16 protein-coding genes are annotated in these 16,879 nt (G+C 35.5%); 13 read left to right on the top strand and 3 right to left on the bottom strand.

Annotation, left to right across the window (positions count from 1 at the left end; all coding sequences use genetic code 11):
* Positions 1 to 680 precede the first annotated feature (680 nt).
* Genes ACH6EH_RS06780 through ACH6EH_RS06770 form a run of 3 tightly spaced genes read right to left on the bottom strand, consistent with a single transcriptional unit; the run spans position 681 to position 4,596 of the window.
* A complete protein-coding gene (locus ACH6EH_RS06780) occupies positions 681 to 1,298 on the bottom strand; it encodes a helix-turn-helix domain-containing protein (RefSeq protein WP_397331670.1) in 618 nt (205 codons plus the stop codon).
* On the bottom strand, positions 1,291 to 3,558 hold the full coding sequence (locus ACH6EH_RS06775; protein ID WP_397331669.1) for an AAA family ATPase: 2,268 nt from the start codon (positions 3,556 to 3,558) through the stop codon (positions 1,291 to 1,293). Before ACH6EH_RS06775 ends, ACH6EH_RS06780 begins: the two co-directional genes overlap by 8 nt.
* Positions 3,559 to 4,596 (bottom strand): tyrosine-type recombinase/integrase, encoded by a 1,038-nt coding sequence (locus tag ACH6EH_RS06770; protein ID WP_397331668.1) that lies wholly within the window; start codon positions 4,594 to 4,596, stop codon positions 3,559 to 3,561.
* Positions 4,597 to 4,775: 179 nt separating this feature from the next.
* On the opposite strand from ACH6EH_RS06770, the gene ACH6EH_RS06765 reads away from it, so the two are divergent.
* The 13 genes from ACH6EH_RS06765 (at position 4,776) to ACH6EH_RS06705 (ending at position 16,855) form a co-directional block, all read left to right on the top strand.
* Positions 4,776 to 5,003 carry a hypothetical protein gene (locus tag ACH6EH_RS06765; protein ID WP_397331667.1) on the top strand — a complete coding sequence of 76 codons (228 nt, stop codon included), beginning with the start codon at positions 4,776 to 4,778 and terminating at the stop codon, positions 5,001 to 5,003.
* Between the two features lie 110 nt (positions 5,004 to 5,113).
* Entirely contained in the window at positions 5,114 to 7,663 is a 2,550-nt protein-coding gene (locus tag ACH6EH_RS06760; RefSeq protein WP_397331666.1) for an RNA dependent RNA polymerase, read from the top strand.
* Between the two features lie 251 nt (positions 7,664 to 7,914).
* Positions 7,915 to 8,199 carry an HU family DNA-binding protein gene (locus ACH6EH_RS06755; protein WP_397331665.1) on the top strand — a complete coding sequence of 95 codons (285 nt, stop codon included), beginning with the start codon at positions 7,915 to 7,917 and terminating at the stop codon, positions 8,197 to 8,199.
* A 4-nt stretch (positions 8,200 to 8,203) separates the two neighbouring features.
* On the top strand, positions 8,204 to 8,383 hold the full coding sequence (locus tag ACH6EH_RS06750) for a hypothetical protein (RefSeq protein ID WP_397331664.1): 180 nt from the start codon (positions 8,204 to 8,206) through the stop codon (positions 8,381 to 8,383).
* Between the two features lie 52 nt (positions 8,384 to 8,435).
* A complete protein-coding gene (locus ACH6EH_RS06745; protein WP_397331663.1) occupies positions 8,436 to 8,798 on the top strand; it encodes a hypothetical protein in 363 nt (120 codons plus the stop codon).
* A complete protein-coding gene (locus ACH6EH_RS06740) occupies positions 8,798 to 9,061 on the top strand; it encodes a hypothetical protein (protein WP_397331662.1) in 264 nt (87 codons plus the stop codon). Before ACH6EH_RS06745 ends, ACH6EH_RS06740 begins: the two co-directional genes overlap by 1 nt.
* 302 nt (positions 9,062 to 9,363) lie before the next feature.
* The gene (locus ACH6EH_RS06735) at positions 9,364 to 10,554 is read left to right on the top strand and encodes a PhoH family protein (RefSeq protein WP_397331661.1); all 1,191 of its coding nucleotides are present in this window, start codon (positions 9,364 to 9,366) and stop codon (positions 10,552 to 10,554) included.
* 30 nt (positions 10,555 to 10,584) lie between these two features.
* Entirely contained in the window at positions 10,585 to 10,767 is a 183-nt protein-coding gene (locus ACH6EH_RS06730; RefSeq protein ID WP_397331660.1) for a YonK family protein, read from the top strand.
* Positions 10,768 to 10,774: 7 nt separating this feature from the next.
* On the top strand, positions 10,775 to 11,989 hold the full coding sequence (locus tag ACH6EH_RS06725) for a hypothetical protein (RefSeq protein ID WP_397331659.1): 1,215 nt from the start codon (positions 10,775 to 10,777) through the stop codon (positions 11,987 to 11,989).
* Between the two features lie 54 nt (positions 11,990 to 12,043).
* Positions 12,044 to 12,391 carry a hypothetical protein gene (locus ACH6EH_RS06720; protein WP_397331658.1) on the top strand — a complete coding sequence of 116 codons (348 nt, stop codon included), beginning with the start codon at positions 12,044 to 12,046 and terminating at the stop codon, positions 12,389 to 12,391.
* A gap of 144 nt (positions 12,392 to 12,535) precedes the next feature.
* Positions 12,536 to 13,570, top strand: coding sequence for a hypothetical protein (locus ACH6EH_RS06715; RefSeq protein WP_397331657.1), 1,035 nt, complete (start codon positions 12,536 to 12,538; stop codon positions 13,568 to 13,570).
* A 2-nt stretch (positions 13,571 to 13,572) separates the two neighbouring features.
* The gene (locus ACH6EH_RS06710; RefSeq protein WP_397331656.1) at positions 13,573 to 15,330 is read left to right on the top strand and encodes a hypothetical protein; all 1,758 of its coding nucleotides are present in this window, start codon (positions 13,573 to 13,575) and stop codon (positions 15,328 to 15,330) included.
* 13 nt (positions 15,331 to 15,343) lie between these two features.
* Entirely contained in the window at positions 15,344 to 16,855 is a 1,512-nt protein-coding gene (locus tag ACH6EH_RS06705; RefSeq protein WP_397331655.1) for a hypothetical protein, read from the top strand.
* The last annotated feature ends 24 nt before the right edge of the window (positions 16,856 to 16,879 follow it).

Genomic DNA, 16,879 nt, shown 5'->3' with positions numbered 1-16,879 from the left:
ATTTATCTCAAGCACCTATCTATTCCAGGATGACCAAACACCTTACCTTAACATGTCTCATCTCATTTATAATAAATAAACAATGATTTCAGACTAACTTTAACATTGTCACCGGATCTACTCATATTCATTCCAATTCATCACAAATCCCATCACACATCCAATCATCAAGCAGCCAAACTTCCATCATCTCAAATTGTATACCTACATCCTACAACTCAACATCAATTCTAAGCTCAGATTCATGTAAATAAACAATAGTTCAGACACATAACTCTCTTCGAAGGTATAAACACCTTACCAACAATTTGGAGGTGTCAAATTCATTGTTTATTTACAGTAAATCAGACCAACTTTGATATTCACATTTTCCACTCCTACTTCAACTCCAATTTCAAATTAACAATCTTCAATTTCCCAATCTCAAAACTTCCCCAAAAAGGTCATCGGCAAATCAGGGGGCAAACGTTTTTCTGCCCCCTATTAAATACTGGTTATTTACTATAATTTTATACTTTATATAATACTCTTTATATAGGTGCAAAATTTGCAGCATTTTTTGCACTTGAAAGTGGTAATTTCTGCACTTAGAAGTGGTAATTTCTGCATCCGAAGTGGGAATTTTTGCACTTAGTCTTTTTTGGCTTAAAATCAAGGGTTCTGAGACATGAAAAAAGAGACTAAAGAAGATTCTCTAGTCTCACCTCATAATGATTATTATATCGCTCTACATTCGCAATCCCTTCTATTGTGTATTCAATGCGTGGATCATGTTGTGTTATCTTCAATAACTTTGTTTTAACAAGTATTTTATTATATTCAATGATGGTTCTTATGGATAGTCCAGTGTCTCGTTTGATTGCTTCTTGTGATGGATAGCATATCTGCAGTGTTTTCTTCCTGTTGATGAGACTTTCGTAATAGTACATCAGTCTAACTCCCGGACAACCAATTGTATGTATGTGCTTAATCAGTGATGATGGTAATTGTGTGAATTTGTTATTGAGTTCAAGTTTCTTTGAGTTTACAGTGATCTTGCCCTTACTCCATTTCTTTGAATCCAATTCACTCAATATGTAACCATGCTCTACTAGTTTGAGCAGGGCTTTTCTAAGTGTCCTATTATCGGCTATGTTTAACACGTTACGGATATGTAAAGCATCTAAGTTGATTTCTCCTTTACCTCCAGATGTAAATAGAGCGTATTTTATGTATAGCAATATGCAGAACTCTAAACTATTTATCTTACTGTCTCTTACAATGCTGTTGGGGATCTGGATGTAAGATACATTACTCATCTATAATCACACCCATTTTTAACATATCGCACAGATGTGTATTACGTCTCTTACTTTCAACTTTACGGATTGCATAATTGATGGTCTCTGCTTGAGTAAGTAACACTGCTTTCTTTTTGCTTCTGGTTAGCATGGTATAGAGCATATTGGCAGATACTTGGAACTTGTGAGACTTATCTACAATGCTCAATACTGCAGGAGCGCTATCCCCCTGTGCTTTATGTCCAGTTCTACACCAAGCAGCTAATAGTTGATGTACCTGACCAAAATCAAATCTAAATGGGCCAGAGTCAAACTCCACAATAATTCCCTTCATTTCAGATTCCAGTAGATCCTCATCGTCATTCCGTTTATCATTTTCAAATTTAATGTCAATTACTGTACCGGAATCCCCATTAACAATATCTACTTCTTTGTTGTTGATGTTCAGTTTTCTATACATGTTGAGTGTATTTAGTATAAAGTCTCCTACACGCAAAATGTTTTCCTTATCTTTACTATAGGCGTATTCTAACTTACCTTCCATCTCTTCATTAACAATACTTTGTATATATTTATTTATTTCTACAGTTCCAAGTTTATTCTTTTTGGTTGGAGACAGAACCATAATTTCTTGTGGTGAGAATTCACCAAGTAGATAATTGTAGTAGTGTTTATATCCTCTCTCCATATCTGCTTGTTGAACACAATGAATAACTAGATCCTTACCAAACAACTTCTTACCTTGAAAATCATCAGGTAGAAAATGCTCTCCCATTCTGATTTTAGTGGCTATGTCAAGCAAGCCACCGTCCTCTTGTCTAAATACAATATCAAGTTTCGTCATAGGCAGTACACCACTAATAATTGAATCATGAAGGAAGTTCCCGCTCTGAATTGACAAAAATTGGAAGTCATCGCCCACAAACAGTACTCTTGTCTTCGGGTTTTTAATCTTAGATAGTAATGTTGAAAGAATAAATACATCTGCCATACCTGATTCATCAATAATAACAAAATCTTCAGTAATAACAAATTCTTCTTGCATCTCTCTAGGAGCACCGAATCCAATTTTTCTATGTATGGTTACTGCATCAAATCCTGTATACTTCTTTGTTACTTTAGCAGCTTGTGCTGAAGGAGACAATAGCGCATAGGACAATTTTAATTTGTCCAGTAGTTCAATAAGAAACTTTTGCATTTGACTTTTTCCTGATCCTGCATTCCCAATAAGCAATCCAACTTTATGCTTCTGTATCATTCTGAAGAAATCCTTTTGTTGATGAGTCAATCCATTCCTGATTATTTCTTTATGTTTACTTTCAATATCGCTAATAAACTCTTCTGGATTGAACTTCAATGTCTCATTAGGACTCTCCAAGTGCATTTTAACTAGTGTGCTTGCAATGTATCTTTCAGCATTATATGTTTTCTGCAGTGATATCTTATTATCGACAAATACTAATCCTTCTGTGTCATTTACAGCATCTTCAATTAACGCCAGGTCAATCTCTAGGTTGGCAATAGACGTTTCAATAAGCATATCCCTTTCAATGAATGTGTGTCCCTGTTGCTCATTCTCTTCAATAGTGTACCGAATGCCGTACTTAATTCTCTCTGGATCATCCATTTTAACTCCCATTGCTCTAGCAATCTTATCTGCCTTCTTGAAGCCAAATCCGCTTACCTGTGTTAACACATATGGACATTCATCTAACTTCTGACTCGCTAATTGCATTGAACCGAAAACATTTTTAAGCTTAACAAGTGTCTCATAGTTGATACCAAACTTAGCATACTTACTAAGCATGTCTTTGAATTCAATGTTCTGCTCGATTCTCGCCTTGATTCGTTGGACTGTTTTCTCACCAAAATTTTTAATTTTCTTGTGGTCTAACTTGTCTTCCAGGATTAGCTTGATAATGTCTTCATCGGCATAAGCCTTAAACAGCTCGGCCAATTGGTTGTCCGTCATCATTGTTGAAAGAAAATCGCGTTGTCCTTCAATTGTTTCAGGCATCTCTTGATACGGGGGCGTAATGACGTTGTAACTGGCACCAAACTTAGGATCAACCTTATCCAGCACAATTTCAGCAGTATATTCTGTACCAAGTTCTAGTCGCTGCATGACTCCTTTAATTGAGATACTTTTATAAGTGTTTAGCATTACTTCTTCGCTACTTGTGGTGCATGAGTAAATTCTAAAGTCATTTGTATTGTCCGCTTCTTTCTTCGGGTAAAGCATTTTGACGGGGGTTAGTTTTAAATTAATAATGCTCAATTATACAACTCCTTTGATATTCATAATTTCTTGTGCTTCTTTTTGCATGTTCAAAATTGCGCCTGCACCTTGGTTCATTATTAGAGAAATCAATTCTTCTTTACTTAATTCGTTAAATATAGAATTGTCAATTTCTTTCCCCATGCGCAAACTAAGGCTTTGACTGTAGTCTTTCGTTTTATGTCTGTAATATTTGTTCGTTGTATTGATATTACTGTGATTCAGGTGATCCTGTACTTCTTCCAATGAGCCATAACTTGCAGCCACGTTCCTGAAACTATGAAAAGTAATGTTGCGCTCTGCCGACAGTCCAAGCTGTTCTTTGAGTGTATCCATCATGTTTTGTATTGTTGTCTTACTAAGATGGAATACTTTATTATCTTTATATTGTTGATAATACTCTTGCTCTTTAATTAATAGCAATTCATTATATAGTTGGTCGGGTATGGGTACAATATGCTTCTTTCCCCCTTTTCCAATGACACTCACTAAATAATGATTTTCATTAGGATTCTTATTGATATCCGACCATTTGATGTTCAGCAGAGTGCTCTTCCGCAAACTAGTTGTGTAGGCCATTCTCAGAAATGCGGATTTTTCATGCCCCTTACGGTGTGTCATCACTGTATTTGCCATTGCCTCTGCCTCATGATAATAAAGAGCTCCAGCACTTTCAGAGTCATCTGGCAAGACATCTACCTTAGCAAATTTAGAATTCACATTGTATTCATTGATTTCAAGAAACTCATACAGACTTTGAACGGCTGCCATGATCACATTAATCGTACTATTGGAATAGTCTGCCTCGTGATTCCGTAGAAACAATTGAAACTTAATAACATCTGCATTTCTAATGGGCATATCCTCTTGCTGCAGTTGTTCAAGTTGCTTGCCGCGAAACCACACAAAGAAGTTTCGGATATGTCGTTCATAGTTGCTTCTAGTGTTCATGCTGTGAAATTTATCAATGAAAGTTCTGATGTCTTCATATACAGAACCACTATGTAATCCGACTACATTAAATTTATGCTGCTCCATTAAAACTCCTCCTTCATTTCATTTGGTTGTGAACATTATATAATAAGAATAAACAGCAAGTCAATAAAACAAACATAATTAAACTGTTGACATTATTTTTTAAGTCTGCTATATTTAGATTACAAGTTGTTGATGCAGCTTGAATACACTAAATTTTAGGAAGGATGCAAAGATGTTTAATGAAGAAGCAGTATAATCAGGAGATTAATTTACAGGAGAAATATTATGACGGAGATTATGATTACTATGATGAAAGAGATGTTTCATTAGAGATGAAGCGAGGAACAAGGGACTGTACTAAATACATAGAAGAAGAATGTGATTATGATCATTTATGGTACAAGAATGAAGCTCAGAAGAAATATTACCGGAAACCATACAAGCCAAAACAAGTTGCGGAAGTTTAATTAAGTAAACATATTAATAAATAAATTATGGGGAGGTAAGCAAGATAAATCTTAATAAACAAGTAAGAATATATTCAGTTGATACTAGCGCTTTTTATAATGAGCGAGAAATGGAATTACATCAAAGGCTGAATAAGAACTATAGATACAGATCAAAACTTAAGGCATTGACTAAAAAGAAGACTCGCTATCCTATTGAAAAATTAGAACTATACAAGAAGTATGCTAGTCAGCGTGTGAGCAAAATCAAAGACCGACTATATACACTTTTCAATGAATTCGAAGGAATTAGACAGCTTAGACCAGAAGCGTTTCGCTTGAAGACTCAAATATCTGTTTTTGAGTCCACCCTAACAAGAACATTGGGAATCAAACAAGATGAACTATCAGAAGACATCATCATTGTCCAGACATACTTCTTTGATATCCTTGAGAATTTAATTAAAGATGGATTTATCTATCAAAACGAAAAATACATATGCTTCACGGCAAGTGCAGGACAAATCAGAACCAAAAAGACTGTATTTATAAAAGAAAAAGTGTTCAAACAGCACTATCTGTCGCTGATGTGTGGTCTCAGCTTAGAAAAGATTAATGAACTTGGCGGCGTTAACATCAATAAGTATTTGGCGTATCTCGCTCTCTGTAATAGTGCAACAGAACAATGGGAAGATTTTGATATTAGTAAAGCTATAGTCGTAGATGACATGGAAACATTAGTACATAGCACTGTAGACTTTATTGATGATAAAACGTATGAAATAACTAGACAAGATATGGACATTGCCATTGAGCATACTGATGGTTGTGGAATGATTCTGCCCAGAAAAAGTAAAAAGAATATGATGGTTCGGTTGCCGTGGATTAAAGGTTTGTTAGTCCCCTTTCCTTTTGATAAGTTTATTCGTGAAGAAAATAGAAAAGTAGGACATAGCAAATACGGCGTTATCAAGGATATTTATGGCGTTGAGCATGATATTCTAAAGGAACGCATTGAGGTCATTTTCACAAAAAGTCAGTTTAAGATGTGGAAGTATTATTCTTCGTGGGAACAGTACCAAGAATTGTTTGAAAAGTATTCATGTCAGGCCGGGAAATGTAATGAAGAAGAAGATGATATCAGTAATGCAAAACTTAACTATCAAATGCTACAAACGTTGACTGATATGACAGACAAAGAGTTGGCGAAACTGAGTGAACAAACAAGATATAAGATTGCTAATGTGGGATCTGACCGTAAGACAATGCTAAGAATTTTGGGAGTTACAGATAGCAATGCTAACAAGAACTATCTTCAAAAAGCGCTTGAGATATATCCTGAGCTATTGAACGATACATATTCCAAAGAGATGTTAAAAACAGTAAAGAAGAGTATGGTAAAGAATGCCAAGGCTGGCAAGATTGATGTAAGTGGAAAATATACATTTATCAGTCCTGATTTATATGCGTTCTGTGAATACTTGTTTATGGGCAATCAAAGCCCAAAAGGTCTTCTTTCTAATGGTGACGTGTATTGTTCTCTTTACAGAGACGGAGAAAAACTTGATTGTCTGAGAAGCCCTCACTTGTACAGAGAACATGCTTTAAGAAGAAACGTTTTAGATGCTGAAACGAAAAGATGGTTTATTACCCCTGCTCTCTATACAAGCTGCCATGACCCTATTAGCAAGGTGTTAATGTTTGATAATGATGGAGACAAGGCATTAGTCTGCAATGATAAGACATTAGTAGAAGTTGCTGAACGGAATATGAAGGGAATCTATCCTTTGTATTATAAGATGGCTAAAGCTGATGCTGAAAAGATAAGTAGTGACAGTGTTTATAATGGACTAATCGCAGCGTACACCGGGGGCAACATTGGCATGATTAGTAACGATATCACAAAAATTTGGAATAGTGATAACGTGAATTTAGATGTTATTAAAATGCTTTGCATGGAGAATAACTTTGTCATTGACTATGCTAAGACACTGTATAAGCCTGTTCGCCCGCAAAATAAAAAGAAAATGATCACTGGATACACGAAAGCCAAAGTTCCTCATTTCTTTATACAAGCAAAGGACAAAGAAGTTAAAAATGTATCTGATGCAAATAACAGTACAATGAACAGATTGGCAAAGATGATTAATAATCCTAGACTTAACTTCAAAGCAGCGAACATCGGAACCTTTGATTACAAAGTATTGTTGAGTGATAAAGATGCTGAAGTTGTCTTAGATGAAGATTTAATTAATACATATATAGAGTTAGATCAAAAGAAACATTTTATGATGAAGGGAACTCTTGAAGACAGTGACACATCAGATGATATTATAATTTATAAGCATATTAGAAACTCACTCCTGAACAAGGAATACTCGATTAATCAAGTGGTTGATATGCTGGTCGCTCATCTTTATATAACCAATAACAGTAATTATAAGACAACGCTATGGTCGAGTTTTGGTGATGTTCTCGTAGCAAACTTAAAGAAGAATGTTGATATGGGGTTAGATAGTGGTTTCATGCAATGTTCAGAATGCGGAAAACGAATTCTTTTAAATGGAAGCAACCAACAAATGTGTAAAAGTTGTTGGAAGATACGCGACTCTATATTAAACAAGCAAAGATGCAAAAGGCACTACGAAAAGAAAAAAGAAAAACTCAAAAGTTTCACATGATTTTGATTTTCTTCATTTTTCCTATATTTTATAAGGGTTTTTAGACATATAGTCTTCATTCAGACTTAAAGATTAAAAAATCAATATTACAAAAAACTATATAAAATAACGTTTTCTAAACTTATTAAGTAAAAATACATAAAAACGTAATGGTCTTTAAGGGAGAGCATATCTTAACCTAATATACAAAGTGAAGAGGCATCTATGGTATGGCTCACCCAAACAAATAAAATCTAAGGGAGATTATAAAGATGAATAAAAAAGAACTTATTGTTGCTGTGGCGGCACAAACTGATTTTAATAAAAAGGATGTTGAGGCAGTAGTTGATGCTGTATTTGGTCAAATCACTAGCGCTTTGGTTAATGGTGATGAAGTTAACATTCCAGGGTTCGGCAAATATACAGTCAAAGAGAAAGCTGCACGTACTGCAAGAAATCCGCATTCTGGTGAGCCTGTTGATGTTCCAGCTAAGAAAGCCCCTGCCTTCAAATTTGCTAAAGCAACTAAAGACGCTGTAAACGGTCAAGGAGAATAATAGCATGAAAATTAAAATTGTTCTCTATGATGGAACTGTACTTAAAACGACTGTTGCAAAAGAAAAATTTACCGATGTCTCATTGAAGCTTATTCAATCAGAAAACAATACAATCAAATTTTTCTGTACAGATGACTTGAGTGTAAGATTCAGCGACATTAAATATATTAAGAAATTGAGCTAATATATTGCATCAAATATCGGGTGATGACCTATCATCAAAGGAGATTTATATAATGAATAAAGTAATTGAAAAAATCAAATTAGATTTAGCAAAAGCGACCACGGAACTAAAGCAATATCGAAAATCTAATAATTTTAGTAGTTATAAAACAATGTCTGATACTATTTTGCGGTTAATGGATATAATCAACCAAGCATATCGTAATAAAGAGCAAGAGTATGACGATAATATGCTGGAGTATATTAAAATAGTGTCTAAAAGCTTCCAAGAAGAAGCAGATCTGCTGTCGGACTATATGTCGACTAACATTGCAAAAACTGATGCAAGAGAATATAGAGATATGGTTATTGCATTGGACAAAGTACTGCATGCATCTCGCAAGCTTCATGATAATGTTCCAAGGAGATCGCTCTAATGAACCAATTATATGTGTTCAATACATATAAAGACTCTCTTCATTTTCAAGTAACCAACAAGCAAGATGATGTAGTTATTGTATCTCTAGAAGAAGGCGCAGGAAGAATTAAGAATACAAAAGGCGCTGCATTTGACCTTATTGTTTTCGAAAAAAGCAATGTCGAAAATGTAGATATTGTAACTTACATCAATCTTACTGAAAAGTTCATCAAAGAACTCAAATATTATGGATTGACTCATCAAGAAACGCTATTTGTTTGAGATAAAAGTATCATTTCATATACATAAACATTGCCCTTGTGGGCCAGGAAACACCCCTACTTCTTAATATATGGTTCCATATACTTTAGATTTAACTGGGGAAGGCGACCCCCGGTTCCACTCCGTGGTGGACATTAAATAAGACGCGGATCAGAGCTTTTAGTCGCCAAAAACATCAAGCAATATACATCTTCTGTCAAGTCGCAGAGAAACTTCAATCTTCACCATAAAGTCAAAAAAGGTCTGATTTTTAAGACCTTTTTTCTTTATCCCCCATCCTACCCCATTGTGAGGTAAATATTATGAAGAGAGTTCTTGTTGATACTAACATCCTATTGGATGGATTTAAAATTAACAGTGGATATAAATATGTTGTACTTTCACATGTAAATCGTGAACTGGATAAGCATAAGGTTCATGGTGACGGAGAACTCAAATACAAATCTAGGAACGCAGTTAGATTTATAGAAAATAACATCGACAACTTTGAGTTTGATATTAAAGACTATAACGTTACTTTTGATAATAGTTTCGATAATAATTACACAGATAATAAAATTATTCAGGCATGTCTAGACAATGGTTACTCGCTTTGTACACACGACTTACTTCTTAAGCAAAAAGCTAGAATGTACGGTATTGAACTTGTTGAAGCAAATGAAGCAGAAAACAAAGAAACTTACACTGGTGTACGTGAATTAACATTTAACGATGAACAAATGTCAGTCATATACGAGCAGCCTCAATTGAATTTATATGATCTCAAGAAAAATGAATACCTTCTCATCAAGAACAGAATCGGTGAATACGTAGACAAATTCAAGTGGAATGGCGAACAACTGGTTCCGGTGAAATGGAAAAAGGTTAGCACAAGATTCTTTGGAGATGTAAAAGCCAGAAACAAGCGACAAGAGTTGCTATTTGACTTGCTACAAGATAAGAATATTACTGTTAAAGCATGTTTTGGTAGGTTTGGTAGTGGTAAAGATTACTGCATGATTACTCACGCAGTCAGTATGCTTGAGAATGGTCTAACTGATAAGATTGTTTTCTGTCGTAATCAGATTCCTCTTCAAAATGCTCCGGAAAGCGGCTTTCGTAAAGGCGACAACTTTGACAAAATGATTGAGTTTGCTATGCCTTTGGCTGATGCTGTAGGTGGAGTTGAAATACTCAGATACATGGTTGAAAAAGGACAAGTGGAACTTCAGGATCTCTCACGTATCAGAGGAAGAGACATCAAAAATAGTATTCTCTATGTCACGGAATTTCAAAATAATAGTTCTGAACACGCAAGACTTCTATTGGGTCGTGTTGGAGAAAACTCACAACTTTGGCTGAATGGGGATATTCGCCAAACAGACCGAGAGATTTTTATACACAACAGTGGCATTGAAACCATTAAGAAATTGGCTGGCAATGAATTGTATGGTCAAGTCACTTTAGATAAGACAGAAAGAAGCAAAACGGCATCATTAGCAGAGTTAATTTAAAATAAACATATACATAGGGAGTGTATTGTTGTGGCAAAAAGTAAAACAACGGAATCATATAAAGGTGAATTCAATTACGAAACTATGGAACTGGTGGAAGAAACCAAAGAAGGTGTCTTTGTTTATGACATTAAAGAAGCATTGAAGCGTTTTGATGGTAAAAATCTATCCTTTCAACTGGTGGAAGAAAATCCAGTGCAACCTAAGGAGTAGTGGTTGAATGACTCCTGAACTGAAACGTAAGCAAGATGAATCTATTGAGGATTACCTAATTCGCCTCGGTAATAACCTTGATACATACAATCTAACATGGACTACTGCTGCTGATTTACTCAATAAAGAGTCTATGGAAGAGTATACAGAGGCTAAATGGAGAAAAGACTACAATGCTTTTCTCAAATGGAAACAATACATAATTAATAATATTGATAGCGATCTCGCCCAGGATATTAAAGATGCTACCATTGAGCAGCGTAAAGAGCGAATTAAACTTCAAACTGAGAAGATTGAATATAATAAAGCATTGCGTGAAGTGGCAAGAGCTGAACTCCTCGAAGAAAAAATCATCGAGTCTGTAAACAATCGCCCTACTATTTCTATCCCCGATATTCACATCAAACCTAATCACAGCAAAAAAGACTTCATCCTGCCGATCTGTGATATTCACGATGGCGTAGAATACACCCTTAAAGGTTGGGAAGGTGAGATTCTAAACGCTTATTCTCCTGAAATTATGGAGAAGCGTATGTGGAACCTTCTCGAACATTTCATCACAATCAATGACCAGTACAAAATTAATCACGTTACACTGCCAAACCTGGGTGACAGCGTCGATGGTATTCTTCGTATGAGTCAATTGATGAGTCTTAAACTTGGCGTTACGGATTCTGCGATTCATTTTGCTGAATTTATGAGTCAGTGGCTTAACGAGTTATCCAAGTATTGTGTTGTAGATTACTATTCCATCTTCGGTAATCATGATCAAATGCGTATGCTTTCCGGTAAGCGTGACGAGTTTCCACATGAAAATGCACAGAAATGGATTACTACACTAATTAATGCTAATCTACGTGGAAATAAGAACGTGACTGTTACCAATTGTAGCGAGTTTATGTACATTGATGTGCTTGGGACTAAGGTCTTAGGTGTACATGGCGAGAACGAGAAGAACTTGGAGAATAGCATTAAAGATTATTCACTAACGTACAACAAGCCAATTGATATGTTGCTCACCGGGCATTTGCATCACTCTCATGAGAAAACAATTGGAATGAACGGTTCTACGAGAGATATTGAGTTTATTCAATGTCCATCCGTTATTGGCATCGATCACTACTCCTTAAAATTAAAGAAAACATCTACTGCAGGAGCTAAGGTCATGGTGATTGAGGAAGGATTAGGTCGCACAGTGACGCATAATATTAGATTGAAATAATACATATCGGTATGCATATTATATATGCCGCTGCCTTCACATGGAGGCTTTTATATGGATTACGATGAGTACATGCAAAGTGAGCCACAAGAAGAAAACAACGATCTCCCCTCCTCTTTTCTGTCTGATGAGGATTTGCCTGGAGATACAAATGTGGTTATTATCCCTAACTATAAGATTAATCTCGATCTAACTTTGGATACATATGTTGAGCAAATTACAAAAGCAAAAACAAAAGATGAACTTAAGCATTATCTGTATGCATTATGGGATCACGCTGCTTCACATGGGGCAATATCTGAAAGATTAGATAGGCTGCAGATGGAAGTTGAAGGTTTGCAGTATGACCTGTTGCTTCAGAATGGCTATGAGATAGAATTTATTGATGGTGAAGAAGAATAAAATACACAGAATTTATTAGACGATAATACAGAATATCGTCTTTTTTGTTGTGTTTATTTTTAGTGAGAGGGGATATCTGCCACAAGATGTCTTAAACGGGCTACTCCCTCCTACCCTCTTGCTTTTTTATATTGGGAGTCAAGGATGGTGAAATTAATGAAATCTGGGAGCAATACTAAAACAACTAATAAAGAAACAAAAAAATGTATTGGTGAGTGTAAACGAGAATTATCACTCTTGAACTTTTATAACAATAATAACCCTATGTCTGATGGAAAGTCTTCAATGTGTAAAAAATGTATTAACGATATGATTGACTATTCAGATATTAAAACTATTTATGCAGCACTTAGAGCTTTGGATTTGCCATTCTTAATTGATGTATGGAGTGGCTGTGAAACTCGCGGAGGAAAGATCTTCGGGAATTATCTTAGGCAGATTAACTCTCTTCATAATTACAAAGGTATGACTTGGGAAGACAGCATTTTTGAAGAAGAGATAACGACAAATGATGAACCAGAACATAATACAATTAATAATTCTTCAATAAGCATTACAAAGAATAAATTCAGATTGACCAGCGCTATTATTGATAAGTGGGGCGAAGGTTATTCTGAAGAGCAGTATAGACTATTTGAGAAAAAATATATAAAACTCATACGAAGTTTTGGAGAAAAAACAGAACTTCATACTGAAAATTTGCTGAACTATATAAGGTTTAGAGTTCAAGAAGAAATTGCAACAGCTAAAGGTTCAACTAAGGATGCCAAAGAATGGGCTGCGCTTGCCTCTAAAGCCGCACAAGACGCCAAAATCAATGTATCTCAATTATCAAAAAGTGATATATCTGGTGGCGTTGACGTACTAAGTCAACTATTTGAAGCTACAGAAACAGAAGCTAGTGTCATTCCACTACTGCCAAAATTGTTGGAGCAACCATATGACGATGCAGATATGATTATATGGGCCAACATAAATTATTACAGAATTCTTGAAGATAAAAGCCAGGTCTCATATCGCGATATATGGAATTTTTACGATACCATGCTAGAAGAACATTTTGCACAAAAAGGATTTGATGATGAACAGATTAAAGAATATAAATCCAAGAGAAATAATGTTTTTAGGGACTTAGCACACGTCTATATCGAACCGTTATATGAAAGTGACGGTGATTAACAATGGCTGGCTATAAAAATTTTGAGAGTAAAAATAATAAACATACAAAAGATAGACATGATATTAATGAACCTGCGTTCTCCTCCCCTATTCAACCTAATGACAATTCCAATGTAATAGCGAGAAACTTACATAAGTGGGCAGAACTTTGTGCTTTTCTTAGATGGTATCCCGATATTTTCTATGACATGATAGCTCCGTCCTCTGGAGGCATTAAACTTGATTTGTATCAACGGGTTATGATGAGAGTTTTGAGTAGGTTTCATGAAAATTATTTCTGTATACCTCGTGGTGGATCTAAAACACTAACTCAAATCATGACTGTGTATCATACGGCTGTTACTTATCCAGGTATAACTATTGCTATCACAGCTTCTACTAAAGAGTCGGCAGTTAAGATATGGAAAGAGAAGCACGATGAAATTCTTAGGTTTTATCCAGCAATGTCAGATGAGATTAAGAGCGCGAACTTTTCAAAAGATACGGGTCGTGTTGAGTTTCAAAGTGGTAGCATAGTAGACAATTTAGCTAATGCGCAATCAAGCAAGGGACTTCGTAGACGCAGAGGTAGTCTAGAAGAAAGCGCACTGATCGATAAAGATCTATATGAAGACGCAATTGAGCCAATCTTTAACGTTGCGAGAGTTACTATGGCTGGAGAACAAGACCCAACAGAACTCAATGGTCAAATTAATCGATTTTCTACATCTGGTTATAAAAATTCGGATGAATATGAAAAGATACTTAAAATGACTAAAGACATGGCTGAGCTAAAAGGAGTATTTGTCTTTGGATCAGATTGGAGAATTCCAGTTCATTTTGGAAGACAGAAGAAATCAGTAATTGATAAGGCTCGTAGAGGCAATGTTGTTAGATTTAAACAAAACTATTTATGTTCATGGATAGGCGTTTCGGATGGGGCATTACTCAATATAAGTAAACTTATTAAGTCTCGGATCATTTTGAAACCTGAACTTGAATGCCCCAGAGATAAGAAAGGTAATTTAGAGTTAAATGAATATGTTCTCGGCATAGACGTTGCTCGATCTGCTTCAGACTCAAACAACAAAACGGCTATAGTGGTTGCAAAAATCATAAGAAATGCTCAAGGAAATATTCGTCAAGTCCACATAGTCAATATCATCTGTCCTCCGAACGGATTAAATTTTAAAGAACAATCCATTATTGTTAAGAAAATATTCAATCAGTATGGCGGCAATCTTGACATGAATAAATCCAGAGTGAAAGCTGTCGTAGTTGATGCCAACACAATCGGACAAGGCTTAGTTGACAGATTACTTGAAGATGTGACAGATGATGAAACTGGAGATGAATTAGGTTGTTGGTCAACTATAAATACTGACCAAAAGCCAGCAGTCGATCATGCTCCTCCAATCGTATACTGTCTGAAGTCACAAGGTATTAATGGAGAAATCATCAGAACCTTTTTGGATTATGTGGAATCAAACAAACTTAAACTATTGAAACAGTACGAGGACATCAAAGAGGATCTACCAAAGGGCACGGATGAAATCAAAACTGAACAAGCATGTATACATACGCAACTATTCATAGATGAAGTTTCTAACCTTAGACTTAAAAAGACACAAAGTGCCATTACAGTTGAGCAAGTTGTAAAGAGAATAGACAAAGATAGATATTCAGCTACAGCATATCTACTCTATTACATATCTCTCTTCCTAGAAAAAGAGGACAGTGAGCACGAATATGACGAATCCGAAGAATTAGTTTATTTCTAAAGGGGGTGAGTGAGTGACAAAACCAATGAGGAAGACTCCTGTTCGTAAGACAGCCGATATGGAGACTGAAACTGAGTATGATATATCTTTAAATCAGATAGCTTCTACCTTTGCCGAAGGATTTATAAGCAATATGTTCGGAGACGGTATACAAACAGAAGTTTCGTCTGAGACGCTCTTAAAATATTTGTCTGAACCAGATAATTACGTAAGAGAGCTTGAGAAACTTGCGAACTATTATTACATAACTACAGGCGATGTATTTCAGTTGTTTGATTTAACTCGCATCCTTCCTACTCTCAATCACAAAATTACAGTCTTAAACAAGGAAGATGGATACGAGGAAAATCTAAGAGTATGTAATAAAGCGTTAAATAAAATTAAACATAAGCAACTAACCAGAGATATTATATCTCAACTTATATCGGCAGGAACTTTAACGGGTATTTGGCTGGGAACAAAAAAGAAGCCATACCTTTACTTGTTCGATAGACCAGATAAAGTATTCCCTGCTTATCGCTTAAATGGTGAATGGGTTGTGCAAATTGACCTAAGTTGGCTCGATGAACTTGATGAAAATGAAAGAGACATTTTATTCAAAAATTTGAGTCCCTATCTTAAAAAGAGTAGATACGATGAATACAAGAAAGATACATCAAAAAACCAGTATGTTGATTTACCTCAAGATAGAACGGTTTGTTTGAGAACTCACACTCTTAATAGAAATCAACGTTTCGGAGTGAATTGGTCAACTACTGGTCTATTTGATATTCAACACAAAAAGAAACTCAAAGATTTGGAAAAAGCCGTTGCCAACAAAATCATTTCTGCAATTGCAGTTTTAACAATTGGTAATGATAAGATTGAAAGCCAATCTAACCTTAAACTCAATCCAGCACTAAAGAAAAACATCTACGCTGGAGTTAGGGCTGCTTTAGAAAAAAATCAGTCAAAAGGTGTAACCGTAGTAGGCATTCCTGACTTTGCTAAGATTGAATTTCCTGAAATGAAGTCTGATGCATTGGAACCCAAGAAGTTTGACTCCATTAATCATGATATATCTTCTTCCTATGGCATAAGCAATGCTCTAACTAACGGCACATCTGCCAATAATTCCTCAGCTAAAATAAATCTTGAAGTCTTTTATAAGCGGATAGGCGTAATCCTCGAAGATATAGAAACCGAAGTTTACAGGAAACTATTTGATTTGATTTTACCTGCTGATATTTCGGATGAGTATATTCTTGAGTACGACAAAGAGCAGCCACTTACCTTAAAAGAAAAAGTGGATATCTTAATGAAACTTCATGTTCAAGAAGGATTCAGTCTGAAAGCAGTTGTTGATTGTGTTCCTGGAATAGATTTTACGGATTACTATCAACAGTCAATTTATGAACTTGAGACTCTTAAATTACAAGATAAAATCAAGCCATATGCAAGTGCATTTATTGGCAATATGGACAATGAAGGCGCTGGTAGACCTACAGTAAAAGAAGAAGACAAACAAGGGAATCCTACTGAGTAGATGATGAGGCTCAGAAGGAGGTGA

The sequence above is a fragment of the Paenibacillus sp. JSM ZJ436 genome (assembly GCF_044383795.1).
Classification (GTDB): Bacteria; Bacillota; Bacilli; order Paenibacillales; family Paenibacillaceae; genus Paenibacillus_AQ; species Paenibacillus_AQ algicola.
Note: the sequence above shows the minus strand (reverse complement) of the source record. Positions and strands in the feature narration are given on the sequence as shown.

Bases quoted from the DNA above. Each gene is read 5' to 3' on its own strand.
- ACH6EH_RS06780 (WP_397331670.1), bottom strand. From the start codon at position 1,298: ATGAGTAATGTATCTTACATCCAGATCCCCAACAGCATTGTAAGAGAC.
- ACH6EH_RS06770 (WP_397331668.1), bottom strand. From the start codon at position 4,596: ATGGAGCAGCATAAATTTAATGTAGTCGGATTACATAGTGGTTCTGTA.
- ACH6EH_RS06765 (WP_397331667.1), top strand. From the start codon at position 4,776: ATGAAGAAGCAGTATAATCAGGAGATTAATTTACAGGAGAAATATTAT.
- ACH6EH_RS06760 (WP_397331666.1), top strand. From the start codon at position 5,114: ATGGAATTACATCAAAGGCTGAATAAGAACTATAGATACAGATCAAAA.
- ACH6EH_RS06755 (WP_397331665.1), top strand. From the start codon at position 7,915: ATGAATAAAAAAGAACTTATTGTTGCTGTGGCGGCACAAACTGATTTT.
- ACH6EH_RS06750 (WP_397331664.1), top strand. From the start codon at position 8,204: ATGAAAATTAAAATTGTTCTCTATGATGGAACTGTACTTAAAACGACT.
- ACH6EH_RS06745 (WP_397331663.1), top strand. From the start codon at position 8,436: ATGAATAAAGTAATTGAAAAAATCAAATTAGATTTAGCAAAAGCGACC.
- ACH6EH_RS06740 (WP_397331662.1), top strand. From the start codon at position 8,798: ATGAACCAATTATATGTGTTCAATACATATAAAGACTCTCTTCATTTT.
- ACH6EH_RS06735 (WP_397331661.1), top strand. From the start codon at position 9,364: ATGAAGAGAGTTCTTGTTGATACTAACATCCTATTGGATGGATTTAAA.
- ACH6EH_RS06725 (WP_397331659.1), top strand. From the start codon at position 10,775: ATGACTCCTGAACTGAAACGTAAGCAAGATGAATCTATTGAGGATTAC.
- ACH6EH_RS06720 (WP_397331658.1), top strand. From the start codon at position 12,044: ATGGATTACGATGAGTACATGCAAAGTGAGCCACAAGAAGAAAACAAC.
- ACH6EH_RS06715 (WP_397331657.1), top strand. From the start codon at position 12,536: ATGGTGAAATTAATGAAATCTGGGAGCAATACTAAAACAACTAATAAA.
- ACH6EH_RS06710 (WP_397331656.1), top strand. From the start codon at position 13,573: ATGGCTGGCTATAAAAATTTTGAGAGTAAAAATAATAAACATACAAAA.